This window comes from Methanobacterium sp. (genome assembly GCA_039666455.1).
GTDB lineage: Archaea > Methanobacteriota > Methanobacteria > Methanobacteriales > Methanobacteriaceae > Methanobacterium_D.
The window spans coordinates 16,799-42,741 of sequence record JAVSLW010000044.1; the positions used below are offsets into that span (position 1 = coordinate 16,799).

The window sequence follows — 25,943 nt, forward strand, 5'->3', positions numbered from 1 at the left end:
GGAGAAAAGGACATGGATCCGGAGTTAATCGCCAAAATAGCACAAATTGCCTCAGTTCTTGAAGTAAGCGGTCATCCAAAACCAGGTAATGTCCACCGTACGCAGGACTTCAACGATATGATTTTTGAAGATTTCCTTATAAGCGGAATAGTTATAGGGGATGTTATGAAAAAAGCTGCTCAAAGGGGGAAAAAATACAAAGACGATTATTCTCTCCATAAAATAAGACTTGGAGAGCTGGTAAAGGAGGCCGTCATTGAAACCAGCAGATGGATTGGAAATAACACTAATTTAGGTATTATAATTCTTCTAACTCCGTTATCAGCTGCAGCTGGTATGAGCAGTGATATTTATGAATTAAGGAAAAATGTGAAAAGAATAATGAAAGCAACTACATCCAAAGATGCGATTAACCTTTATGATGCTATCAGTATTGCTGATGCTGGTGGAATGGGCAAACAGGAAGAACTGGATGTTGCAGATGCAGAAGCAAGGGGAAGAATCATAAAAGAAGATATAAGTATGTTTAAAGTGTTTGAGATGTCTGCTAAATGGGATTTACTGTCTTTAGAACTTACTACTGGAATGCCTGTAACTTTCAAAACTGGTTTTCCAACATTTAAAGAAACAAAGGCTACTTATGGATTAAACAAGGCAACAGTCCAGACATTTCTCACAATTTTAGCACAGAATCCAGATACTCTGATTTCAAGAAAATATGGTATGGATACAGCAAGGATTATTTCTGCTGATGCTGATTCCATATTACAAAATGGAGGAATATTAAATTCTCAAGGGGAGCTTTTGATCCGACAATTTGATAAACAGCTTCTAAAAAACAGATTCAATCCCGGGACAACTGCAGATATAACAGCTGCTTCAATAATGGTAGCATATCTGGATGAATGTGGGCAGTCAATTTAAAATAAATTAATATCAAATTAATTATTCATTTGGAGGATATATAATGCTTCAAAATATCATCGATGAATTACATGTTTACGAAAAAAAGGTTTTAAAGGGATTAGAATTAGCAGGCTATGAATCAACTCCTGAAGAAATTGCTGAATCTCAGGAAATGGATATTAAATCTGTAATGAGTGCTTCTGGATCTTTAGAATCTAAAGGCATTATCTGTGTTCAAAAGGATGTTGATGAACTTATCAGTTTAAGTGAAACTGGAAAGAAATATGCAGAGGAAGGATTGCCAGAAAGAAGGATACTAAAAGTTTTAAATGAAGAAAAATCCATTTTAATGAAGGATATAGATTTTAAAGCAGGATTGAATCCTTCAGAAGTAAAAATAGCTATAGGCTGGCTGCTTAAAAAAAAATGGGCGTCTATTGATAAAGGTAACGTTAAAATAACTGAAGAAGGAAGATCTGCAGTTACTGAAAAATATAAAGACGAGTTATTGTTAAATAATCTCATTGAAACAGATAGATTATATCTTTCTCATATTTCTCCATCACTTAAGGAAGGTTTTAACCTTTTAAAGAAAAGAAAGGGATTAATAGAGCTTAAAAAAGAACCCAGTTTCAAATTAAAGGTTTGTAGAAAAGGTAAGGAACTTCTGGATATGGGGATAGACATAAAAGAAGAGGCCACCCAGCTAACTCATGAGCATTTAAAGACAGGATCATGGAAAAAATTAAAATTCAGGAGTTATGATATCCATGCAGAACATCCAGAAACATTTTCTGGAAAAATACATCCTTTACAAAGGACAATTAATGATATAAGGCAGATATTTCTTTTAATGGGCTTTACAGAGTCACGTGGCTCAATTCTTGAATCAGCTTTCTGGAATTTTGACTGTCTTTTCCAGCCTCAAGATCATGCAGCACGGGAAATGCAGGACACATTTTATATTAAAGAGCCTGAGAAAGTTAATTTACCATCATTAGAGCTTGTTAATAAAGTTTCAGAAGTTCATGAAACCGGGGGTTTAACAGGTTCTGAAGGATGGGGTTATTCGTGGGACATTGATGTTGCAAAGCAGTCTGTGCTTAGAACTCACACAACATGTGTTTCTGCAAGATATCTGGCTGAAAATAAACCTCCTCTTAAGATGTTTTCTGTTGGAAGAGTATTTAGAAGGGAAACAATAACTTATAAACATCTTCCTGAGTTTCACCAGGTTGAAGGAATCGTTGCAGATGAAAACATCACATTCAAAAACTTATTAGGTATTTTAAAGGAATTTTACCATAAATTAGGCTTTGAAGTGAGGTTCAGACCTGCATACTTCCCTTACACATATCTATCACTGGAATGTGAAGTTTACCTTCCAGACAAGGAGGCATGGATAGAACTGGGCGGTGCCGGGATGTTCAGGCCCGAAGTTTTAGAGCCTCTGGGAGTTGAAACTCCAGTTGCAGCTTTTGGTCTTGGAATTGAAAGATTGGCCATGATGCGATTGGATATTAAGGATATCCGAATGTTATATAAGAGTGATATAGGATGGTTAAGGCACTTACCTGTTAAACTGGATTGAAAAGGTAAAAAAATGTCATTAAGTGATATTCATAGAAATTTAAAAAAATATTATGGATTATTAACGCTAATCTGTGTCATTACTGGTTTTATGTTCCCACAATTTTCTATTTTATCTCCTTATATTCCTTTTTTACTTGCAGTTCTTGTATTTTCCATGGTAATTGAACACAGAATCAGCGATTTTACAGGGGTGGTAAAACATCCTGAAATTGTAATGGCATTGATCATTTCTAATTTAATATTATACCCTTTTATAGGGATTTTACTGGGACACTGGCTTCATTTACAGCCAGATATTATGATAGGACTGGTTTTATTGTGTTTTGCTCCATCTCCTGTGGTTGCAGCATTATGGACTGAACTTTCAGGTGGGAATGGTACCATATCCATAAGCACTGCACTATTTTCCATGATTCTCAGCATAATCGTATATCCAGTTATACTATTTTTTATGGGAATAGCATCTCACGATCTTTCAATAGCAATATTCAAGCTTCTTGCATTGTCCATATTTGCTCCAGCAGTCATTGCGCTTTTTTTAAGGTTAGAAGAGGAAAAACACATTCCTGCCAGGAATACAATCACTCTTCTATCCTCTTTTATAGGTCTACTGATAATAGTGGTTGCAATAGCACATATGGCATCCAAAATTCTTGCAAATGAATTATATACTATTATTATAATTGTTTTAATTGTAACAACCCTTCTTTCAGCAGGCTTTATTTATGGATATTTCTTGAAAAGGTTTTTTGGAGCCCAAAAAGATTATGGGATAGGGTTTTTGTACACAAGCAGTATGAGAGATGGAATAATTCCTTTAAGTGTCGGCATAACTTATTTTAGCTCGTATTCAACCATACCGGCCACAGTACTCTTAATAGTAATGCCCTTTATGGTGGTGGGAGTTTATTACATGATTCGTAAATAAAAATGTATTTCTCGCTGTATAGTTAACCTTAAATGGTTTGAAGACAGAAATATTTTTAGAAGCTTTAAATTTTAAAGGGTTAATATTCTTTGTAATGATAAATAAACAAAGGTTTTATAGATGAATGCAGGAAAAAAAGGCAAAATATTCACTGTTTTAATGATTTCACTCATCGCTTTTGGTTGTGGTTCATCTGCAAATGCTTTAAATCCAGGTAATATTACAGAGGACATAATACCTTCAAATATTGAGTGGAATAATCAGGAACAAATTTCTGTTATAGGCAACCCTTCATTTGAACCTGTTCATGTGATGAGACATTTCTACAATAATACAACAAATTCAACCAATTCTACCCCAATTACAAACAACAGCATTAATGATACTACAGGAGCAGTCAATCCAGAAGACAACACCATAGTTAATTATAGACAAGGAAATGAAAATAACCCTACAAGAACAATTAAGAGAGAAAGGGAAGATAACTGAAGCTTTCAAAATCTCTGATTTTGTGGGATTTTCGACGGCTTTCTAAATTAATGACCAGTATTTCCATGATTTATTCTAATTATAATACTATTTTTTGATATCTGGTAGGTTATCATGATAATTTTACGGCGAAATAAAAAGAATATAGAGCTTTTTCCAATAGGTAGTTCTAAAGGGGCACTAAATTCAAGAAGAACGCCTATTTTTCAGGGAAATCTAAAACTTAAAAGAATTAAAAATCAGATAAGGCCATACAAGTTTACAGTAAAAAAAGGGGATAAAGAATCTCTTTTTCCACCAGGCGAAGCTTTAAAGATTTTAAAGAAGCAGAATGTTTATACAACCGGTAAAGACGATGAAATAGAGGAAATGCTTGATTCTCTAAACATTAATTATAAAAGAACCCGAATTTGTAAACACTGCACAATAGGCGGTTATATCACTATTATTAATCCAGATGTATCTTATTTATACCATAAACATTATATATGCAGAAAATGCGCTGAAGAAGAAATAAAAAGGGAATTAAAATCACATTCATATGATTTAAGCACATTTAAAAACTTCAAAAAGATGCTTGATAAAACTGGTGACCTGAATAAAGTCCTAAGTGTCTTTAATCCTAATTTTAACCCTGTTAAAAACCCTGATTTAACATTGTATGATAAGATAACTATCAGAGACGACAAAGAGTTATCTAAAATTAAAATGGACGAACTGGAAATTCCAGAAGAACTTAAAAATATATTAAAAAAGCAGGGTAAATACCTGCTTCCTGTTCAGGCACTTGCCATCTCTAATGGGCTTCTTAAAGGTGAAAATCTCCTTGTTGTTTCTGCAACTGCAAGTGGAAAAACCATGATTGGAGAACTTTCAGGGATACCAAACACACTTAAAGGAAAGAAATTCGTGTTTTTAACACCTCTTGTGGCGCTTGCAAACCAGAAATACAGGGATTTTAAAAAGAGGTACAGTAAATTAGGTTTAAAAGTTGCAATCAGAGTGGGGATGAGCAGAATAAATGCTAAAAATGAGCTTTTATTACCTGAAGGGGATGTAAAGACTGCAGATATTGTGGTTGGAACCTATGAAGGCCTTGATTTCTTACTGCGTTCAGGGAAAGCAGGAGAATTGGGAGAATTGGGCACAGTTGTTATTGACGAAATACACATGCTCGATGATGAAGAGCGCGGTCCAAGGTTAAATGGACTTTTAGATAGATTAAAATCTCTTTTTAAAGATATTCAAATTTTAGGGCTTTCTGCAACAGTGAAAAACCCGGAAGTGATAGCAAAAGAGTTTGGAATGAAATTAGTGAAGTATGATAAACGTCCAGTACCATTAGAGCGCCATCTAATATTTTCAAGGTCAGAATACGATAAAGAAGACATTATGGCCCGATTATCACATTCAGAGCATAAAAATATATCAAAAAAAGGATATCATGGTCAGACAATAATATTCACCAATTCAAGAAGAAAAACACATTCCATAGCTGATTATTTAACTAAAAGAAATGTTAATGCCGCAGCTTACCACGCAGGCCTTTCTTATGCCCGGAAAAATAGAATAGAGCGTGATTTTGGTAATCAAAAAATTTCTACAGTGGTAACAACAGCAGCTCTTGCAGCAGGAGTTGATTTTCCTGCATCCCAGGTGATTTTTGAGTCTCTTACTATGGGTAATAAATGGCTCAGGCCTAATGAATTTTCACAGATGGTTGGCAGGGCTGGAAGACCTGCTTATCATGATATTGGGAAAATTTACCTCATAGTTGAAGTTGGAAGGAAATTTGACGATGATACGGAAGATTTTATGGCCGTAAACCTGCTTGAAAGTGATGTAGAACCAGTTCATGTGGAATACCGTGAAGAAGATGCTGTTGAGCAGTTTTTAGCAGATATTTTTTCCAGAAGAATTTGTAGTGGACAGGATCTTAAAGAAGCTTATAAAAATAGGGATCTGGCACTTACTTTCAATGAAATATTTAATATTTTGACGGATTATGGATTCATAATTGATAAAAATGGAGATTTATCTGTAACACCTTTTGGAAAAGCAGTTTCTGTTTCATTTCTTAATTACAGTGATGCTGAATATATAAGGAAAAATTTAAAGTCCCGAAAACCAGTAGACATTGCATTGTCTCTGGAACCATTTGAAAGTGCCTATATGTCAAATAGAGTTAATAGAAGGTTAAGTAAGATACTTAAAATCAATTTGTCTTCTCGTTTATTCGCTGATTCAACTCTGGATATATTATCATCTTCTGATACTATTTCCAAGCTTGAAGAAAACCTTAAAGAGCCCTTAATTAACATGCAGATTGATTTTTTTTCATGTAAATGCAAGGATCGGCCCTTCTGTAAATGCTTCCAGATGGAACTTTCAAGAAAAATATTAAAAATGCGTATGCTGAAAAAGGATCCTGTTGATATCAGTAAAAAGCTTTTAAGAGATTACCAGATTCATGTTTATGCCGGCGACATATTTTCATGGCTTGATGCATTAATAAGGACTGTTGAAGCAATTAAAAGAATAGCCAATGCATTTAAAGAACGGAAAATAGCTAAGGAGTGTATAAGACTCATAAGAGCTATAGAAAATTAAAAATTTTTTAATAATTAAAAAAATCTAAATTAATCCAGAAGCCGCTTTACATCTTCAATTACACTTTCGACAGCAGCTTCAATTAGCGATTTACCTGATTCTTCGTCTATGCAAACACCTTCATTTTCAACACTTTTTGCACCCTGATTTATTCCTTCATCAATAGCTCGGGCTTCACCGAAACCTACCATTCCCACTTCAGGATATTTTTGAAAATTACAGTGATCTCTAAGTTTTGATTTATCTAAAATTCCTAAAATACTTCCAATTGAAAGTTCGCCTGTTCCCGCATGCGGACCTTCTATTTCTACAATTCGATTGTTAAAAATTATTGTAATGTCCAATTCGTTTCCAATTTCTTTAATGTAGTTAACAAGGGGTAAATTGCCTCCATGACCGTTTACAAGAACAACTTTCTTAATCTTTAAGCATTCTTTTGCACTCTCTACTGCTGGAAACAGTCTTTTTTTGGCTAATTCTTCAGCACCTATATGAATGCCATGAGATATGTAATCGTATTCAGTTGCTGCATATAATATTCCTAAGAATTTTGCACCACTTCTTAAAGCTGCTTGAAGTGCGATGTGTGAGGCAATTTTAGAATCTGTATCTATGGGTAGTGCAGCACCGTGATTTTCAAGGTGAGATCCAACTGCAAGTATCCCAATTTCATGCACTTTTGGGGAAATAACATTTCCTGAGGGGTAGTTAAGTTTCATGAACCCACAACTTTTAGTTTTATATTTCCAAATTCCATACTTTATCTCCAATATGATGAACGGTTTTTACAGCTTTTCCTTCCCTGTTTTCTACCATTTCAGGCCCTGAAATAAGTGCTCTTCCAGTTGCAAGAGGTTTTCTATGGGTTTCTTCAATAATTATAACCAGATCTCCTTCCTGAATCTTTGAATCTGCTTCTATTATCCCGGGACTCATTATATCTGCACCCTTGACCACAAATTTTACAGCACCTCTATCAACCACAACATATTTTTCTGTAATATCGAGCTCCAGAGCACCCTTTACTGTTGGAAAATAGGTACCTTCAATGTTCATGACCACTGGTTGTCCATCTATAAGTATTATCCTCAAAATCCCTGATTTTGGGGCATCGAAAACAGAGTTTTCGAATGTGTCATAAGGATCAATTTCCAGTGTTTCAACCCTGCTTTTAGGGCTGATTAAGCTTGAATAATTCCCCAAATGGGCTTTGAGCTCTTTTAATTTCTTTTTTTGAAGGTAATACCTTTTTTTTATTTTCAATGTCACACCTGATTGAAACTTCTTGACTAATAATCTAAATTTTACTTATAATTATAATTTTACATGGCCGGAAGTACTTTACTAAACTTTTAAATATGAAAAGAATAAATATGGAAATCTCTAAAAAATTGAACTATTTCAATTAAATTACAATGATTTAAATGATTTAATTAACATAAGACATGGTATATTTTAAATGAAGGATACATTTAAATATAAATCCACCAAAATGATATTAAGGACAGGTGATAATGTGACTCAACAGAAGAATGTGAATGTTTCAAGACCACTGGACGCATTAGGTAAATCATTAAACTCTCAGGTACTAATTAAGCTTAAAGGCGGAAGAGAATTTAGAGGAGTTCTAAAAAGTTTTGACATGCACATGAATTTAGTATTGAATGATGCTGAAGAGCTTGAAGAAGGGGAATCATCCCGAAGATTGGGTATTGTACTTATAAGAGGAGATAACATTGTTTATATATCTCCAGGATAAATTAAACCTGATAAGTTAATTTTGATGTTCTTTATAAAACCAATTTTGATTAAATATGGCCAAAATTTTAAGGAGGATTAATAGATGAAGGGAACACCATCATTTGGTAAGCGTAATAAAAAGACCCATATTAGATGTAGGAGATGTGGTAAAAATTCCTATCATGCAAGGAAAAAGTACTGTGCAGCATGTGGGTTTGGTAGATCAGCTAAGATCAGGACCTATAGCTGGCAAAACAAAAAACTTAATGGATACAGGTTGAAATAGATGGATGTTAAAAATCCAATTGATGTACGAATAATTGTAGAAGGTGCATCAGATGTGGAAAGCATTTCTAAGGCTATGCGCAATATGGCTTTAGGCGCTGAATACCACATTACCATATCCTCTATAATTCCCACCACAAGCTCTGAAATAGCAAAAAGGGCTGTAAGTGGCGCAGATATTGTTTTAATTGCAACTGATGTTGATGCTCCGGGGCGTGAACTTGCAGAAAAGTTCCGCAAGGTGTTAAAAGACAAAGTTGGTCACATAGAGCGAATGAAACTGCCGTTCGGTCATGATGTAGAATACATAGATCCTTATTTAATACAGAATGAAATTAAAAATGCCATAATAAGGTCAGGGTTAATATCTATAGCTAATATAAAGCGTTTTAGAGAACTTGAAGTAAATATAAAAGAATGTAATGATGATATCAAAGATTTAACCCGGAAAAATAAGGATTTAGAAAATTTGAACGAAGCTCTTAAATTTGAAAATGAAGAAGTTAAAAGATCAAATGATAACTGCAAAGAGCAATTAGAAGCTGTAAATAGTAACTATAAATCCTTAAAAGGCGAATTTAGTTCAATAAAATCTAAATATGAAGAAATTCAAAATAAAAACTTTTTTGAAGTGTTTCATGTTGATGAACTATGGGAAGAATCTTTTGATGAAAAATTAAAAGATAAAGAACAGATTTATTTTATAAGCAATGAGTTTAAACCAGAAAATATTGTGGTTGGCCAGGACAAAATTGCGGCATCCTCCAGAAAAGATGCTGTAGACTGGCTTAAAATAATAAGAACAGTATTAATTTTTTATGATTCTAAAATTGATGATTTAAAGGAAGAGTTTGACAGAGAAAATATTTAATTAAGTGCAGCAGGTAACATGCTCAATTTAATATTCGAAAAACTTAAAGACCATCTCTGCTTGAAAATTTATATTTAGAGCACTCTAAAAGATGATAATTATAAATAACATAAAATTCACTGCATATTAAACTTAACACCCTATATAATTCATTTTTATTCAATAAGCATTAGAGAAAGGAGAATTCAAATTGCAGGATAAGTGTGGAATTGCAGGTGCATACTCTCATAACAAGTCTAATAAAGTTTCAAGAGCCATATATTATGGGCTTTACGCCTTGCAGCATAGAGGACAGGAATCTGCAGGTATATCAGTTCACGATGGAAACGAAATGAGCACATATCGAGGTATGGGCCTTGTTTGCGACGTATTTAACAATGGGAATATTAAAGGGCTTGATGGCTACGTGGGAATAGGTCACGTGAGGTACTCAACTACAGGAAAATCAAAAATAGAAAATTCACAACCATTTTTTGAAGAATTTGATCATGGAACAATTGCTGTTGCTCACAATGGAGATATAATAAATTCCATGGAATTAAGGGAAGAATTAGAGCAGCAGGGCTATGAATTTAAATCATCAACTGATTCTGAGGTTATCTGTCGTTTAATTACAAAGGAATACATCAGGACAGGAGATATTGTAAAAACAATTCAGAAAGTTTCAAAAAGGCTTACTGGTTCTTATGCACTGGTTATTTTAATAAATAATGATTTGATTGCAGTCAGGGATCCTATGGGAATAAAGCCACTTTCTCTGGGTAAAAAAGACGATATTACACTTATTGGTTCTGAAAGCGTTGCTTTCGATGTTTTAGGTGGCGAATACATTCGTTCTGTAGAACCGGGGGAAATATTAATTATAAATGATGAAATAAAGAGCTTTAAGATGGAAAATAATGTAAAAACTAAAAGAGCTCATTGTATTTTTGAATATGTTTATTTTGCACGTCCAGACAGCATACTGGATGATAGAAGTGTTTATGAGGTGCGTTTAAATATTGGAAGATCGCTTTCAAGGGAATATTCTGCAGATGCAGAAGTGGTAATGCCTGTGCCTGACTCGGCGATAACTGCTTCAATAGGCTATTCAAGAGAATCAGGACTTCCTTATGGAGAAGGACTTATAAAAAATCGTTATGTGGGTAGAACATTTATCATGCCCACCCAGGAAGAACGTGAAAACTCAGTCCGGCTTAAAATGAATCCTGTTAAATCAGAACTTGAATCTAAAAAAATAGTTTTAATAGATGATAGTATTGTGCGTGGAACAACCTCCAAGGCTACAGTTGATGTTCTTAAGGAAGCTGGAGTTAAAGAAATCCATTTAAGGATAGGGTGCCCTCCTATAATTTCCCCATGCTACTATGGAATAGCAATGGCAACAAAAAAAGAACTTATAGCATCTAATAAAGAAATAGAAGAAATCAGAGAATATTTAGGTGTTGATTCACTTGGATATTTGAGTGTTGAATCACTTGTTAAATGCATAGGTATACCAAAGGATGAACTTTGCATAGGATGCCTTACAGGGGAATATCCAACAGATTTACCTGAAAATATTGAAGAATATGAAGCAGAGCGCTGTACATGTCCCTAAAATCAAAACTGGTGATTAAGAATTGGTTGAATTACTTGCCCCAGCACGTGATTTTGCGGCATTAAGTGCTGCAATTAAAAATGGTGCAGATTCTGTTTATCTGGGTATTGTTGGATGCAACATGAGGGCAAATGTTTCCAATTTTACTCTTCGAACCCTTAAAGATGCTGTAAGGTATTGCCATGACTTTGATAAGAAGATTTATGTCTGCACCAACACCATAATGAGAAATAAGGATATTAACTATTTTAAAGAGATTTTACCGGTTATCTATTCTTACGATGTGGATGCATTGATTATTTCAGACCCTGGCGCTCTTAAACTTGCAAGAGACCAAGGCATCGACATTCATATGAGCATTCAGGCCAATATTTCAAACTTTAGTGCGTTGAATTTGTTTGAAGAGCTTGGAGTTAAGCGTGCTGTTCTTTCAAGAGAATTATCGCTTAATGAAATTAAAGAGATTGCAGAAAACACTGATTTAGAGATAGAAGCATTTGTTCATGGAGCAATGTGTGTTGCAGTTTCTGGAAGATGTTTTTTAAGCTCTTCACTTTACGGGAAAAGTGCAAACTGCGGTGAATGTTTGCAGCCGTGTAGAAAAAGCTGGAAATTGATATCTGAAGATAGTGAAATGTTTGAATTAATTCAAAATGAAAATGGAAGTCAGATTTTAAGTCCCAAAGACCTTTGCATGATAAAACACGTACCTGAGCTTATTGAATCAGGGATTGACGCATTTAAGATTGAAGGAAGGGCCAGGCCTGCAGATTATGTTGCAGCAGTGACCCGGGTTTACAGAGAAGCTGTCGACAGTTATGAGAGTGGAAATTGGGAATTTAATGAGAAATGGGTTGATGAACTTAAAAAAGTCTTTAATAGGGGCTTTGACACAGGATTTTACTTTAAAACTCCATATAAAACCAGCCACTATAATGAGGCCACCCATATTAAAAAAGATATTGGATCAGTGATTAATTACTATAAAAACGTTTCTGCAGCAGAAATCAGGCTGTGGGATAACCTGAAAATAGGCGATGAAATTATAATTCAGGGTAATGAAACTGGATCTTTAATTCAAAAAGTTGATTCAATGCAAATTAATGGTAAAGATATTGAAGCTGCTGGAAAAGGTCAGAATGTAGGTTTACTGGTTAAAAATAAAGTAAGGCCAAATGATATTGTTTATAAAAGGATTTTAAAGTAAGCAGTGAATAGAATAAATAACCATTAAATTTCATGAAGATTTTCATGGCAGTTCAATATGGAAAAACATGGTGGGGACAAAAATGGCTTGATGCCCTTAAAAATATTGATTTTACAAATAGATTGCCCCGAGGAAAAACTTATGCAAACACAGGTAAAGTCTATGATATTAACATTAATGGAAATACAATTACTGGAAAAGTTAAAGGTAACTACAGAAAATACTATGAAGTTACTTTGAAGCTAAACTCATTTACTCAAAGTGAAAAAGAACTTGTTGCTCGTGTTATAAATAATCATCCATCAATTCTTGCAGGACTTTTAAATAAAAAACTTCCAGAAGAACTGTACTACAAATTGGCTGAGACTGGAATTGAGTTATTTCCTAAATCGTGGGAAGATATTAGTGCTGAATGTAATTGTCCAGACTATGCACTTCCATGTAAACATATTGCCAGTTTAATTTATATGATAAGTATAGAAATTGATAAAAATCCCTTCAAAATCTTTGAAATTCATAACTGTGATTTATTAGGTATAATTGACCATTTAGATAATGTTGAAGATTTAACGGTTCGAAAAATCACCAGTGTTAGTGATATTTTATTTTATGATAAAAAAATAGACAAAACAAGACTAAAATATGATAGAAAAATCACAGAAGATATTGATTTTTCTGATATTCCTATTTTGTCTGAATATACATTAACCATCCTAAAATCATTCCCTCTTTTCTATGATAAAGACTTTAAAAATGTTGTTGAAAGCGTATACAAATCAATGGCAAGATATTGTAAAAAGTATTATGATTACAATCATTATAACAATGAATATAATAACGACTTTATAATCTTAAAAACAGGGTTAAAAGAAATTTCAAAGTTATCTAAAAGAGAAGATGAAACTTTAAAAGAATGGAAAGAGAGATATTTATCCTTTAAATGGAATAATCCTAAATTATGGGAAGAATTCCGATTAGTTATAGATGATAATTATAGAATTTCAAAAATATCCATAAAAGATGAAAATACAATTATTCCAGATAAAGAAAAAACAAATTCAAAGGATAATAACCCATTTGTTCTCGAAAATAATAAGGATCTAGAAAATATTTTATTGGGGTTCCTGGTGGAGATATCCCATACAAATACACTGCAATACAATTATAATATACAATTTCTACATTTACTACTGCAATTTTCATTAAAACTCATAGAAAAACAGGGAATCATTCCTGAAATTATAGAATTAAAGGATAGTACCTATCATATAAGGTGGGTGCCATGTCTTTTTGATAAAAAAATCGATGCAATATGTGAAAAATTATATTCTATGTGTCCTGATAATCTGATCTGTTATAAAAATTCCCAAATAAACAGAAAACAACAGGTAATAACAGGAATAAGCCTTATAATTTCTGGAATCATGGAACATTACACCAGATTGGGCATGCCTAAAATGTTAGAAAGACAAAGTCATAACCCTATTTTTAGATTATTTTTCTTTAATGAAAGATTAAAATTTGATGAATTTAAGACAAAGGGATATGAATTTTTAATTGATCAATGGCTTTCAAACTTATATTTAAGGAAAAGAGATTATAATCTCTATTTAATTGTAGAAGAAACCGTGATTGATGAAAGTTTTAGTATTCATTTAAAAGTAGGAGATGAGAATACTCCTCCAGAAGCCGTTTATGAATTTATTTCCGGTAAAAAAGATTACATAGAAAACAATAGGAAACTGCAGTTATTATCAGATCTCTACTTAATACAGGAGTATTTCCCTGAAATTAGAGAAACGGTTGATCTTAAAAAGCCAATTATACTGGATATGAATGAATTTTCTGGATTTTTTATGGATATACTTCCCTTACTGGAAGTAATGGGAATTTCAGTAATCCTTCCAAAAAGTTTAGAGAAAATAGTAAAACCTAAACTTGTACTTGATTTAAAAAGCACTAAAGAGCTTAGTCTGGAGAGAAAAACTTATCTTTCACTGGAGGAACTTGTGAAATTCGATTGGAAAATTGCAATCGGCGAAAATGATATCAGTAAAGAAGAATTTAAAATGCTTTTAGAAAAATCTGAAAAAATTGTTAAAATAAGGGATAATTATGTTATTTTAGATAAAAAGGAAATAAAATCCTTCATAAAAAGGTTAGATAAACTACCAGAAACTTTAAGTCAAACGGATTTAATACAGGCCATAATTAGTGGGGAATTTGAGGAAAGTGAAGTTAATATTGATTATGATATTAAGTCTCTTTTTGAAAGGATTAAAAAATATGAAAATATAGAGGTTCCAGGTAATTTAAATGCTGAACTTAGACCCTATCAAGAAATAGGATTCTCATGGCTACTTCAAAACATTAATCTTGGTTTTGGTAGTGTTCTTGCTGATGATATGGGACTTGGAAAGACATTACAGGTTCTAAGTTCAATTTTACACCTGAAAAATAAAGGATGTTTAGATGAAAAAAAGGTTTTAGTAATCGCCCCAACAGGCTTACTATTTAACTGGCAAAATGAGATGAAAAAATTCACCCCAACACTTAAACCTTTCATATATCATGGAACTAACAGGAAATTTCCAAAAAAAGATGATTTTGATGTGGTTATAAGCTCTTATGGAACCATAAGACGTGACGTGAAAAAATTTAAAAGGATTAAATGGTATCTACTGGTTGTTGATGAAGCTCAAAACATTAAAAACCCCACTACAAAACAAACAAAAGCAATAAAAGCCATTAAATCAGATAATAAAATTGCATTAACTGGAACGCCGGTAGAAAATAGACTTGCAGATTACTGGAGTATATTTGACCTTACAAACAAGCATTATTTAGGATCCATAAGGAAATTTACAGAAAAATTTATCATACCCATTGAAAAAGAAAGGAATGAAAAAGTTCTTAAAACTTTCCGAAAGATCACTGATCCTTTTATCCTGAGAAGGCTAAAAACAGATAAAGAAATAATAAAAGACCTCCCTCTTAAAATAGTAAATGATGTCTACTGCAAACTAAGTATTGAACAAACTGCACTATACAAGGAAATGGTAGACTCATTACTGGAAGAAATTGATGAAAGTGAAGGTATAGATAGAAAAGGACTAATTTTTAAATTGATCAATGGTTTAAAACAGATCTGTAATCATCCAGCCCAGTTTTCCAGGACAAAATCGATAAATATCCATGATTCTGGTAAGATGGAAGTTTTGATGAATATTTTAGAAAATATAACTGAAAATGGGGAAAACGTTTTAATTTTTACTCAGTATGTTCAAATGGGAAATATAATGAAAAAACTGGTGGATGAAAAATTCAATACAGAATCATTATTCCTGCATGGATCACTTACAAGAGGAAAAAGAGATAAAATGATCAATGATTTTCAAGAAAGATCCCAGCATAAAATATTCATTATCTCATTGAAGGCAGGAGGAACCGGTTTAAATTTAACAGCAGCACAAAACGTTATACATTATGACTTATGGTGGAACCCTGCAGTTGAAAACCAGGCAACAGATAGAGCTTATAGAATCGGACAAAAAGAAAATGTGATGGTCTACAGACTAATAACAACAGGAACATTCGAAGAAAAAATAAACAAAATGATAGAAAGCAAAAAAGAATTAGCAGACATCACAGTTGGAGCTGGAGAAAACTTCATAACAGAAATGAACAACGATGAATTAAAGGAAATACTAAAATTAAGAAAATAACCATTAGATATAAAAATTAAGCCATAGGAGTTATTTCCTGAATATGAGGGCATTGCACAGACTTTGATCGTTGCTTTAAAATGAGATTGTACTTTATGTATCACTATTTTGAATAAACAATATGTAATTTTTCAAATTTTTCCAAAATTCAATATAAATATTTCGTATGATATCCTATTAATGTTTTTATCCTCTTTTGTGGGGTTCATGATCGAACATAAGATAAATGTTTATTATTCGGTAATAATTGATATAAGTATGAGAAGTAATCATGATGTATTTAAGAAGGTGATTGAATGGATTCTGATTTCAAGAACTTTCTAAAAAAACTTGGGGAAATACAAAGAGAACTTGAGTATATGAAAAGGGATTTGATACATATAGAAGAGAAGAGTGCAAAGAAAGCTTCACTTTTTGGTAGTGTTAAAGGAGAAGATATCAGCGATGAAATGATTGAAAAGGCCAAAAAAGAGCTGTTCAGGGAAACGGAGGATATTTAATTGATTCATACCCTCCAGATTTAAAAGATCTGGAATCCTAACCAAAGATAGAATAATTCTCGAATCTGGAGAAGTTAGAGAGATTTAATTTTTTCTATTTTTTAAAATTGTTGGTTATTATCCCTTTAAATCAGCTTTATTCTCTGGAAATTTATTTATTCTATACAGAATATGATTATAGAATAAGAATCCGGGATTATAATCAGGACTTCTTTAGTAAAGAGGCAGGCATGGAAAGTGTTGAAAAGATAAAAAATACTACCGATTTTATAATATCCGGACACGGTGGAATTTTTATCTTAAATTACTTCCAGATAAAGACTTATTATCAACTACAGCCTTTTTTCATGGTGTACCCAGCCCATTTTACTTGATGAACTTGTAATAAATGGTAAAAATACATGTGAATGAGCTATAAAGTTTTTAATTTGTTTATGAAAGCCAAAACCGCCGGAAAAATGCTTATCATACATTGGTTTTAATCCTTCTTCCTTCAAGATGTTTGCAAGAACGTCGACTTTTTCTCTATCCTTTCTTGAATAGCTAATAAAAACTCTATATTTATATTTATTTTCTTTGCTCATGGAACCACCTGAGATGAGATATAGTTGTATTTTTGGATATATAATTCAAATCAATATAAATAAACAGTATCTTTTAAATAAAAGATGAATTAAAAAGAGGGATATGTATTAGATTTATTTTTAATGGAATTATAATGATATGTTCCTAATTTTAAGCTTTTATCAGTAAATGATAAAATTTTCTTAAATTTTATATGTTTTAGTGTTATAGGTAAAATAGAGATTATATTGATTATATAGTAAATAAAACAAAATAATAGAATATAAAATATTTAAAATTTCATGTTACTTCGGAGTGATTAATATGATAACCGTAGAAGATGCTATGGAAAAAAATGTAATTAAATTTAAAGATGTAGACACGATAGCTTATGTTGCAGAAGTTTTAAGGGAAAAAAAGATAAGTGGAGCTCCAATAGTTGATGCTGACAGCAAAGTAATTGGAATCATTAGCGAAGACGACATAATGAAACTTATTGAGATTCATTCTCCTAATCTTAACCTGCTTTTACCTGCTCCATTTGATTTAATTGAACTTCCTGTTAGAATGGAATACAGCTATGAGCAAATTGCAAATGACGTAAGAAAAGCTGCATCTGTTTTAGTAGGTGAAATAATGACAAAGAACGTAATAACAGTGGAAAAAGAAGTCTCAATTAATGATGCAGCAACATTAATGGATTCACATAAGATAAACAGACTCCCTGTGGTTGATGAAAACAATAAATTAGTAGGTATAGTAACAAGGGGAGATATTATAGGTGCTCTGGTGAAAAAGGAATGAGTAAAACCAAACGAATCGCCATATATGGTAAGGGAGGAATTGGAAAATCCACCATTGTCTCCAACATAGCTGCAGCATATTCTGAAGATTATAACGTTCTTGTTATTGGTTGTGACCCTAAATCAGACACAACACGAACTCTTGTAGGAAGAAGAATTCCCACAATTCTTGATATTCTAAAAGAAAAAAAAGACGTGTCTGTTGAAGATGTTCTTTTTGAAGGATATGGAGAAGTTCAATGTGTAGAAAGCGGAGGCCCTGAACCAGGTGTGGGATGCGCTGGAAGAGGTGTCATTGTTGCAATGGGTCTTTTAGATAAGCTCGGGACATTTTCTGATGATATAAACATTATTATTTATGATGTACTTGGAGATGTTGTTTGCGGAGGATTTGCAGTTCCACTTAGGGAAGATTTCGCTGATGAAGTTTATATTGTGACTTCTGGGGAATACATGGCATTATATGCTGCTAATAATATTTGTAAAGGTATTAAAAAGCTTAAAGGAAACCTTGGTGGAATTATCTGCAACTGCAGAGGAATTGAAAATGAACTTCAAATTGTAAGTGAATTTGCAAGTATGGTTGGAAGTAAGGTTATTGGAGTTATACCTCGAAGTGGGATGGTTCAAAAAAGTGAAATAGATGCAAAAACTGTTATTGAAAAGTTTGGGGAATCAAAACAGGCAGATTTATACAGAAAACTTGCAAAAGCAGTATACTCCAATGAAGATTTTGCTGTTCCTAAGCCAATGGATATAGAAGAATTCGATGAATTTTTTAGAAAATTCCAGTCTGATTAATTTATGATCAGGGGTTTAGAAAACCCACGACATTAAACATTTTATGTTTAAATCAACTTTCCCCTTAAAACATACACAAGGTAAATTATAATTAGCAATGCAAATGCTACATACATTATTTTTCTTGTACGCATTATTTTTCGCTGTCTTTCTGCAATCGCCTGTTCACATTTAGGAGAACAGAATCTTTCATCCATTGGAATTGGTGTTCCGCAGGTTGGACAGTGCTTATGTGGTTTTGTCATATTTTACACCTCTTTTTGACTTTAATTGAAATATAGTTAAATTTTTCTAATCATCAGGAACTATTGTTGTTCCTATTTTGCTATTTAAAGCCTTCAAGATGTTTTCAGGATTTTCACCATTAACAATTCTTGTTTTTATATTAGAACGCTTGATTATTTGAACTGCAGTCATATCAAAGAATTCATAAGTCCCTGCTTTCATTTCTTTACTGCTTAAAATGGACATCATTTCTGTAGGAGTAATTTTTTCATACATTTTTGCATCTTCAAACTTGTTAGGGTCTTTATTATATAATCCATCAACAGATGTGGCATTAATTAAAAGATCAGCACCTATAAACTCGGCAAGGATACTTCCAACAGCATCTGTACTGTGTGCAGGTTCTGTCCCTCCCATAATAACGATTCTGCCTGATGTTGCAAATTCCATTGCTTCATGGAAGTTCTTTGCAACCTCAGGATAAGCAACATCTCCAAGTGCCATGATCAAAAGCTTTGCATTTAAACGCGTGACTTCAATCCCCATATCATCACAGGCTGCTTCAGAGGCACCAAGACCTCTTGCAATTCCTATATATTGGCGAGCAGGCTTTCCGCCTCCAACTACTAAAAATAGTTCGTTTTTATTTTTCATTTCAATTAAAACGTCTGCATAATCTTTAAATATTTTAGGTTCCCCATCTTTTATTATTATAGATCCACCTACTGTAATCACAATTTTCATTTTATCACCGATAAAGAAATTCAGAGATTAATTATCTAAATCTGAATTAAATTTATTCTAATTTTATCCATTTCCATTATTTCAGTTTTACAGATAAATATAATTTCTTGAATAAATATAAAAACATGAATTAACTTAATCTAATTATATATTAGAGATAAATAAATAACTGTCTTTTAAATGTCTTTTAAAATTTGGTTAATCTCACAATTTTGAATTATTATTGATTAAATATTAATATACTTAAGGAGTGATTTTTTTGGCTGAAGTATCATCAAAAGAGTTATACGAGTTTAAAAAAACTATCGAAGAACTCGCAGATAAAAAAGGAAGAGGAACAGAACTTGTATCTGTGTACATCCCGCCAGATAAACAGATAAGTGATGTTGTAAAACACATGCGGGAAGAATTAAGTCAGAGTGCAAATATTAAGAGTAAACAGACAAAAAAGAACGTTCAATCAGCTATTGAGGTAATCATGCAGAGGTTAAAGCTTTTCCCAAAACCTCCAGAAAATGGACTTCTACTTTTTGTAGGGATGATCCCAAAAGGAGGTCCGGGAACAGAAAAAATGGAAACATTTGTTTTTGAACCTCCAGAACCAATACAAACCTACACTTACCACTGTAATTCAGAATTTTATCTGGAACCTCTTCAGGACATGATTGAAGTAAAAGAAACATATGGACTTGCAGTTTTAGACAGGAAGGAAGCTACCATTGCAACTTTGCGTGGTAAGCGTATAGATATTGTAAAAACATTAACCAGTGGTGTTCCAGGTAAGCACAAGGCAGGTGGACAATCTCAGCGAAGGTTTGACCGTTTAATAGAGCTTGCAGCTCATGAATTTTTAAAAAGGATAGGAGAGCACATGAACGATGCTTTTTTACAGATAGAAGATTTAAAAGGCATAATACTTGGTGGCCCGGGACATACAAAGGAAGATTTCTATAAAGGAGATTATTTACATTATGAACTCAAAAATAAAGTAATCACTACTGTTGATACTTCATATACTGGTGAATTTGGTATAAGGGAAGTAATTGATAAGTCCATGGATGTTTTAACTGAAATAGACATAATGAGAGAAAAAAAGCTTGTTCAAAGATTTTTAAGGGAATTGATAAATGAGGATGGACTTGCATCCTATGGTGAGGCTGAAGTCAGGAAAAACCTTGAAATGGGTGCTGTGGAGGTGCTTCTTTTATCTGAGGCCAGAGATATAATTGATGACTTTGTAGATATAGCTGAAGAAGTAGGTTCTGAAGTGGAAATTATTTCAGCTGAAACTGAAGAGGGAATGCAGCTATTGCGGGCGTTTGGTGGTATTGCTGCTATTTTAAGGTATCGTGTAAAATGAAGTGGACTGACGCCTAACAAATCCCTGACTACCCTAACCTACTCACACAGACCAGAGATTTCACCGGAACATTTCCAATTTCTGAAATTCCTTTTTTGTCAATAAGAACTACAACACCTGATGGATCTGCTCCAAGGTTATTTAAAACATTGATTGCATCGGTGATTGTTCTTCCGCTTGTAATAACGTCATCTACAATAACAACTTTTTTACCTTCAACAGATGCAAAATTGCTGCTTATTGCTCCTCCAGCATCTTTCTCTTTTCTATGCTTGATTGGGTGGAATACAGCAATGTCTGCCCCAATTGTTTCTGCCATCATGGTTGCAAATGGTACTCCACTTACACTTATACCTACTACAACTTCAACACTGCCGTATTCAAGGGCTAAATCTGCCATTGCTGCAGACACATACATCATTCTTGCTGAACTGCTTCCAAGATTTTTCCAGTCTATTGCAAAGTCAACAGGTGCTTTTTGAACTTCAGTTTCTATTTTTTTACCGCTCACCTGGAGAATAAGCCACCTTGCAGTGTCTTTGGAGACATTAAGTTCGTCTGCTATTTCTCCGGTGGTAAAACCTCTACTTCTTAACTCATAAGCCTTCTGTATAAGCTCTTCATTCATAAACACACATCCTTAATTAAGATATTATAACTTAAAAAGTTAATAACCATTTATATCCACAGGAAAATTATTTTCAGCGGATTTTATAGCTGCAGTAACAATTTTAAGGGCATATATCCCGTCTTCACCTGTAATCTTGGGGTCCTCATCATTTTTAACTGCATATAAAAAAGAACTTAATTCTTCCTTTAATGGTTCTCGGTAAGGTATATCTACGTTTTGCGTGGATTTACCGTAAACATTAACGGTCTGGTCAATGTAATCAATTGAAATAATCCCATCTACGCCAGTAATTTCAAGCTTCCTCTTTTTGTAGGGTGTAAGCCAGTTTACTTCAAGCATGCCAATTATACCGTTTTTAAACTTGCTCATTATCTCTGCATGGTCTTCATATTCACATTTTTCAAGTCTGCTCCCCATATTTGCATATATTCTGGATACAGGGCTTTCAAAGAGGTAGAACATGACGTCCACTTCATGTATGGCCAGATCTATGGTCACCCCCACATCCTTTATTCTTGGTGGAAATGGCCCTACTCTTTTTGCTGATGCAGAAACAACTTCTCCAATAACCCCTTTTTTGATAAGTTCTTTTGATTTTTCAACTGCAGGATTAAATCTTTCAACATGGCCTGTTGCAAGCTTAACTCCTTCATCCTTTGCAGCCTTTACCATTGTTTTTGCTTCTCTTAAAGTAAAAGCTATGGGTTTTTCTACAAGCACATGTTTACCATGTTCTATTGCATCCATAACCACATTAAAATGGTGTGTAGTTGGAACGCATACACTTACAGCCTCTATTTCTGGTATCTTAAGTATATCATTGTAATCTACATATCCTTCAGTATTATATTTTTTTGAAACTTCTTCTGATTTCTCCCTTAATAAATCTGATACTGCCATAAGGTTAGCATTTTCAAGTTCAGAATATACCCTGGCATGGTTATAGCCCATTGCCCCAACACCAATTACACCTACATTTATTTTATTCACAAATAATCCTCCATGATTTTTGCAGCTTCCATGCCTACATTTTCTGCATTATTAATTGTTCCACTTACTTCAGCTTTAGAAAGTACTCTGCCGCTTTTATCCAGTAAAATACTGTAAAGTTTTAGTTCATTCTTTCCCGCCCTTGCAGAAACACCAAGGGGCCATTGACAACCCACTCCCAGTTCTCTAAGCACTGTTTTTTCGGCAATTACTTCCTGTGACGATTTGAAATGATTCAACTTTTCCAAATCTTCTCGTACTTTACTGTCACTTCTTGCAACCACTGCCAGTGCACCCTGCCCTGCAGGAGGAGTAAAGTATTCTACAGGAAAAACCTGTTTAATAAACCTTGTAAGGCCAAGCCTGTTTATACCTGCTTCAGCCATTATAGTGGCATCATATTGCCTGTCGCTTACTTTCTTAATTCTTGTATCTATATTTCCTCTTATTGGTTTTATATTTAAGTTTTTTTTATGATAATTACAGAAAGCTTCCCTTCTAAGGCTGCTTGTCCCCATGGATGCTCCTTCTGGAAGTTCTTCCCACATGTATGATGATACGAGTACTTCATTAGGAGATTCCCTGAAAGGGACAGCTATTATCTTTAAATCATCTGCAAGCTCTGTTGGAAGGTCTTTTAGACTGTGAACTGCAAAATCAACCTCTTCATCTAAAACAGCTTTATCAAGTTCTTTTGTGAATATGCCTTTAACATCGATGGTGTAAAGCTGGGAATCGGTGATTTTATCTCCTGTAGTTTTTATTACTTTCAGATCAATTTTTTTATTTATTATTTTAGACAGCTGATCGATTATATTTTTCGTCTGAGTCATTGCTAAATTGCTTCCACGGGTACCTACTTTCAAAGAATCCTCTCCAGGTAGCTAAACACTGATTTTTCAGTCAAAACATCTATCTTTAAAAGATGTGTATATGTATTGGTTTTTTAGATTAAATGAGGCTGTCCCATAACCCAATATTTTTGAATGCCATATAAGGGCTTTTTACGTTCAGATTTTGAATTTTATGACAGCATCTAAATATTCATCTTCTGGAAATATCAGAAAAGTTGGATCTGTAAATTAAAAGAATCATTTTAGAATTCATTTTTATGGCCTCTGTAATAGCATTATTAAAGTCAGTATATTTATATTTTCGTTTTAGGAGTGTACTGATATTTTTACCAAGTTCATCAATTAATAGAAGTTTAATTTTTTCATCCATTGAATTTAAAAATTCTGCTGCAGCTTCTTCATCTATTTCTTCACATGTTACTCCGTATTTACCTCCAAAAATTACTGCAGGAGACCCTTTGTTTTCAATCATCTTTACTGATTTTTTAATTGCAGTTACATTGATTCCAGGATTTATTTCTTCTATGATCTTTATATCTTCATAATTTTTAATAGAAGTACGGCCTTCAACACCCTTAAAACGTTTTAATCCTTCTATGATTTGTTCTACTGGAGTATTAAGTGATAATGATGCGCATATTGCACAAAGTGCATTCATCAGGTGATGCTCTGCTGGAGCAAATGTTTCAACTTCAAATGAAGTATTTAAAACATTACCGTTTCTGGTTTTAAGATCATTTACATTTATCTTAAAAGTTGTTTTATCCAGTTTGTAATTGATATCAAAAGCACTGACTGCTGCACCGGAGTTAATTCCAAAGGTATTTACACAGGCTTTAATATGGGAATAATATTTATTATAATCATCAAAATCACATACTCCCAGGCCACTTTTAAACATCTGTGCCTTGGCCTTGCTTGCAGATTTTTCTCCACGCGCTATGGAATAATCTTCGGCAATATTAGTAATCACGCCCACATCAGCAAGTCCAGTTCCACCAAGGGATGTTTCAAATATGCATATCCCTGTATCATGGCCATCTGCAAGATTCCATGCTTCCAGGATGCTTGCAGGAGTTATACTTATATTTCGATTAAAAACTGTGTTTTTTCCATTTTCTATAATCTCTACACCTAAACTACTTAAAATAAGCGGATTTAAATCTTTAAATATTTCTTTCAACATCCATACAACACTTGTTTTTCCTTTAACTCCAGTTACTTCAATTACAGGAATGTTAATTCTGTTTTCTAATAACGTTTTCACTGCTTCATGGTGAGTCATATCAACTTTAGACTTGATGCTGCAGTGTACTGGAGCCACCACCAGGAATTCATCATTTAAGTCTATTTTATTATCTAAAAATTCTTCCTCAACAAATTCAATGCCTTTTGCACTGAGAAGTGATTTTCTTCCAGGAGTTAATGTTTTATAGATATCCAGTGCATAGACTTTATAACCATCTATTTTTGAAAATTCAGAGGCAATTGCCACGCCTCCATGAGTCATATCGATAATTAAGACATTCATATGTACTAACTCCCGGAATTATTTGTATAAATTATATAAATGATGCTGTCCCTAATCAGATATATTGTGAAATAAGATACTTATTTTTTGGGACTGTCTATTAATTTCAGTGATTTTATTGTTTTTCAGAGTCTTTTTTAATCTTTTGCTAAGTTGGAATATAATTTTCCATGTGGAAACACCAGATCCATCACCGATGCAGTACCATTTAGGCAAATGATTAACTCTTAAAACCTGATTCTGTTTAAAAGTACAGCCAGAAATACCCTAAAGTTTTTAAACTTTGGAGAATATGTATTCATTAAATCACTGGAAAAACGACATTGTTTACATGATTTTAGATTGTTAGGTTAAAATAGTAATGTTTATATAGATTGATAATTAGACTTTTGTATTATAGTAATATAATAAAATCATGTATAGTAAATTAGAGTGTAAATAAATGTTTAAAATTTCTATAATAATCATAATTTCCTAACTATGTGAAAATAAATTTAAAATTTCACTGATATTTTGTATAAGGGTGTGGAAATCTTGAAAAAAGTCATATTACTATCATTTGCATTTATTTTTTTATTGGCTTTTTGTGGAAGTGTTGCAGCGGCCAATAACACCACGATCTGTGTTAGTGGCTATTAATGGAAGTGAGTCTAATGGTTATAGCTATGAACCTTCTATTAGCATTGATGGTCGTTATATAGCTTTTAGCTCTTATGCAAGTAATCTTGTGGCGGGTGATATTAATGGTCATAAAGATGTGTTTGTCCGTGACAGGCTTTTAAACACTACAACACTGGTTAGTGTTTCCAGTACGGGTGAACAGGGTAATGGTGATAGTAGTCAGCCTTCTATTAGTGCTGATGGACGTTATGTGGCTTTTACATCCTATGCTACTAATTTAGTTACAGGAGATACTAATGGTGTTTCTGATGTTTTTGTGCGTGACCTGCTTTTAAACATTACAGAACGTGTTAGTGTTTCCAGTA

Annotated in this window: 25 protein-coding genes; 16 read left to right on the plus strand and 9 right to left on the minus strand. The window is 33.2% G+C overall.

Features of this window, described 5'->3' with window-relative positions:
• The first annotated feature begins 12 nt into the window (after positions 1-12).
• The 5 genes from PQ963_10545 to PQ963_10565 all read left to right on the plus strand — a co-directional run bounded on the left by PQ963_10545 (position 13) and on the right by PQ963_10565 (position 6,526).
• The gene (locus tag PQ963_10545) at positions 13-924 is read left to right on the plus strand and encodes a triphosphoribosyl-dephospho-CoA synthase (protein ID MEN4030098.1); all 912 of its coding nucleotides are present in this window, start codon (positions 13-15) and stop codon (positions 922-924) included.
• A gap of 43 nt (positions 925-967) precedes the next feature.
• A complete protein-coding gene (locus tag PQ963_10550; GenBank protein MEN4030099.1) occupies positions 968-2,497 on the plus strand; it encodes a phenylalanine--tRNA ligase subunit alpha in 1,530 nt (509 codons plus the stop codon).
• Positions 2,498-2,509: 12 nt separating this feature from the next.
• Positions 2,510-3,427 (plus strand): hypothetical protein, encoded by a 918-nt coding sequence (locus PQ963_10555; GenBank protein ID MEN4030100.1) that lies wholly within the window; start codon positions 2,510-2,512, stop codon positions 3,425-3,427.
• Between the two features lie 120 nt (positions 3,428-3,547).
• Complete coding sequence (locus PQ963_10560) at positions 3,548-3,916, plus strand: hypothetical protein (GenBank protein MEN4030101.1); 369 nt, start codon at positions 3,548-3,550, stop codon at positions 3,914-3,916.
• A 114-nt stretch (positions 3,917-4,030) separates the two neighbouring features.
• The gene (locus PQ963_10565; protein MEN4030102.1) at positions 4,031-6,526 is read left to right on the plus strand and encodes a DUF5814 domain-containing protein; all 2,496 of its coding nucleotides are present in this window, start codon (positions 4,031-4,033) and stop codon (positions 6,524-6,526) included.
• Between the two features lie 29 nt (positions 6,527-6,555).
• On the opposite strand, the gene arfB is transcribed toward PQ963_10565, so the two are convergent.
• Together arfB and PQ963_10575 are read right to left on the minus strand one after the other, a co-directional pair.
• Positions 6,556-7,245: a 2-amino-5-formylamino-6-ribosylaminopyrimidin-4(3H)-one 5'-monophosphate deformylase gene (gene arfB, locus PQ963_10570; GenBank protein MEN4030103.1), complete on the minus strand. Its 690-nt coding sequence runs from the start codon at positions 7,243-7,245 to the stop codon at positions 6,556-6,558.
• Between the two features lie 19 nt (positions 7,246-7,264).
• Positions 7,265-7,795, minus strand: a complete 531-nt coding sequence (locus PQ963_10575; GenBank protein MEN4030104.1) for an RNA-binding protein — start codon at positions 7,793-7,795, stop codon at positions 7,265-7,267.
• Positions 7,796-8,018: 223 nt separating this feature from the next.
• Between PQ963_10575 and PQ963_10580 the strand changes: the two genes are divergently transcribed.
• The 7 genes from PQ963_10580 to PQ963_10610 all read left to right on the plus strand — a co-directional run bounded on the left by PQ963_10580 (position 8,019) and on the right by PQ963_10610 (position 16,454).
• The gene (locus PQ963_10580; protein MEN4030105.1) at positions 8,019-8,285 is read left to right on the plus strand and encodes an LSm family protein; all 267 of its coding nucleotides are present in this window, start codon (positions 8,019-8,021) and stop codon (positions 8,283-8,285) included.
• An 84-nt stretch (positions 8,286-8,369) separates the two neighbouring features.
• Positions 8,370-8,552, plus strand: a complete 183-nt coding sequence (locus PQ963_10585; protein ID MEN4030106.1) for a 50S ribosomal protein L37e — start codon at positions 8,370-8,372, stop codon at positions 8,550-8,552.
• Positions 8,553-9,422 (plus strand): toprim domain-containing protein, encoded by an 870-nt coding sequence (locus tag PQ963_10590; protein ID MEN4030107.1) that lies wholly within the window; start codon positions 8,553-8,555, stop codon positions 9,420-9,422.
• Positions 9,423-9,612: 190 nt separating this feature from the next.
• Complete coding sequence (gene purF / locus PQ963_10595) at positions 9,613-11,022, plus strand: amidophosphoribosyltransferase (protein MEN4030108.1); 1,410 nt, start codon at positions 9,613-9,615, stop codon at positions 11,020-11,022.
• 22 nt (positions 11,023-11,044) lie between these two features.
• The gene (locus PQ963_10600; GenBank protein ID MEN4030109.1) at positions 11,045-12,229 is read left to right on the plus strand and encodes a U32 family peptidase; all 1,185 of its coding nucleotides are present in this window, start codon (positions 11,045-11,047) and stop codon (positions 12,227-12,229) included.
• A 44-nt stretch (positions 12,230-12,273) separates the two neighbouring features.
• Positions 12,274-15,954: a DEAD/DEAH box helicase gene (locus PQ963_10605; GenBank protein ID MEN4030110.1), complete on the plus strand. Its 3,681-nt coding sequence runs from the start codon at positions 12,274-12,276 to the stop codon at positions 15,952-15,954.
• Positions 15,955-16,250: 296 nt separating this feature from the next.
• Entirely contained in the window at positions 16,251-16,454 is a 204-nt protein-coding gene (locus PQ963_10610) for a hypothetical protein (protein MEN4030111.1), read from the plus strand.
• Between the two features lie 332 nt (positions 16,455-16,786).
• Here the strand turns inward: PQ963_10610 and PQ963_10615 are convergent, their stop codons facing one another.
• Positions 16,787-17,038, minus strand: a complete 252-nt coding sequence (locus PQ963_10615; GenBank protein MEN4030112.1) for a toll/interleukin-1 receptor domain-containing protein — start codon at positions 17,036-17,038, stop codon at positions 16,787-16,789.
• Between the two features lie 304 nt (positions 17,039-17,342).
• Between PQ963_10615 and PQ963_10620 the strand changes: the two genes are divergently transcribed.
• On the plus strand, positions 17,343-17,822 hold the full coding sequence (locus tag PQ963_10620; GenBank protein ID MEN4030113.1) for a CBS domain-containing protein: 480 nt from the start codon (positions 17,343-17,345) through the stop codon (positions 17,820-17,822).
• Entirely contained in the window at positions 17,819-18,622 is an 804-nt protein-coding gene (gene cfbC, locus PQ963_10625; GenBank protein MEN4030114.1) for a Ni-sirohydrochlorin a,c-diamide reductive cyclase ATP-dependent reductase subunit, read from the plus strand. The genes PQ963_10620 and cfbC overlap by 4 nt, the downstream gene beginning before the upstream one ends.
• 47 nt (positions 18,623-18,669) lie before the next feature.
• Here cfbC and PQ963_10630 read toward each other — a convergent pair whose 3' ends face one another.
• Together PQ963_10630 and pyrH are read right to left on the minus strand one after the other, a co-directional pair.
• The gene (locus PQ963_10630; GenBank protein MEN4030115.1) at positions 18,670-18,867 is read right to left on the minus strand and encodes a DUF2116 family Zn-ribbon domain-containing protein; all 198 of its coding nucleotides are present in this window, start codon (positions 18,865-18,867) and stop codon (positions 18,670-18,672) included.
• A 46-nt stretch (positions 18,868-18,913) separates the two neighbouring features.
• Positions 18,914-19,591 carry a UMP kinase gene (pyrH, locus tag PQ963_10635; GenBank protein MEN4030116.1) on the minus strand — a complete coding sequence of 226 codons (678 nt, stop codon included), beginning with the start codon at positions 19,589-19,591 and terminating at the stop codon, positions 18,914-18,916.
• A gap of 259 nt (positions 19,592-19,850) precedes the next feature.
• Here pyrH and prf1 point away from each other — a divergent pair, with 259 nt between their 5' ends.
• A complete protein-coding gene (prf1, locus tag PQ963_10640) occupies positions 19,851-20,951 on the plus strand; it encodes a peptide chain release factor aRF-1 (protein MEN4030117.1) in 1,101 nt (366 codons plus the stop codon).
• Positions 20,952-20,979: 28 nt separating this feature from the next.
• Here prf1 and PQ963_10645 read toward each other — a convergent pair whose 3' ends face one another.
• From PQ963_10645 to cfbE, 4 genes are all read right to left on the minus strand, one after another.
• On the minus strand, positions 20,980-21,579 hold the full coding sequence (locus tag PQ963_10645) for an orotate phosphoribosyltransferase-like protein (protein ID MEN4030118.1): 600 nt from the start codon (positions 21,577-21,579) through the stop codon (positions 20,980-20,982).
• Positions 21,580-21,618: 39 nt separating this feature from the next.
• On the minus strand, positions 21,619-22,572 hold the full coding sequence (locus PQ963_10650; GenBank protein MEN4030119.1) for a Gfo/Idh/MocA family oxidoreductase: 954 nt from the start codon (positions 22,570-22,572) through the stop codon (positions 21,619-21,621).
• Positions 22,569-23,438, minus strand: coding sequence for a hydroxymethylbilane synthase (gene hemC, locus PQ963_10655; protein ID MEN4030120.1), 870 nt, complete (start codon positions 23,436-23,438; stop codon positions 22,569-22,571). Before hemC ends, PQ963_10650 begins: the two co-directional genes overlap by 4 nt.
• A 178-nt stretch (positions 23,439-23,616) precedes the next feature.
• The gene (cfbE, locus tag PQ963_10660; protein ID MEN4030121.1) at positions 23,617-24,957 is read right to left on the minus strand and encodes a coenzyme F430 synthase; all 1,341 of its coding nucleotides are present in this window, start codon (positions 24,955-24,957) and stop codon (positions 23,617-23,619) included.
• Positions 24,958-25,552: 595 nt separating this feature from the next.
• Between cfbE and PQ963_10665 the strand changes: the two genes are divergently transcribed.
• Positions 25,553-25,943, plus strand: a 391-nt coding sequence (locus PQ963_10665; protein ID MEN4030122.1) for a hypothetical protein, incomplete at its 3' end; no start/stop codon positions are given.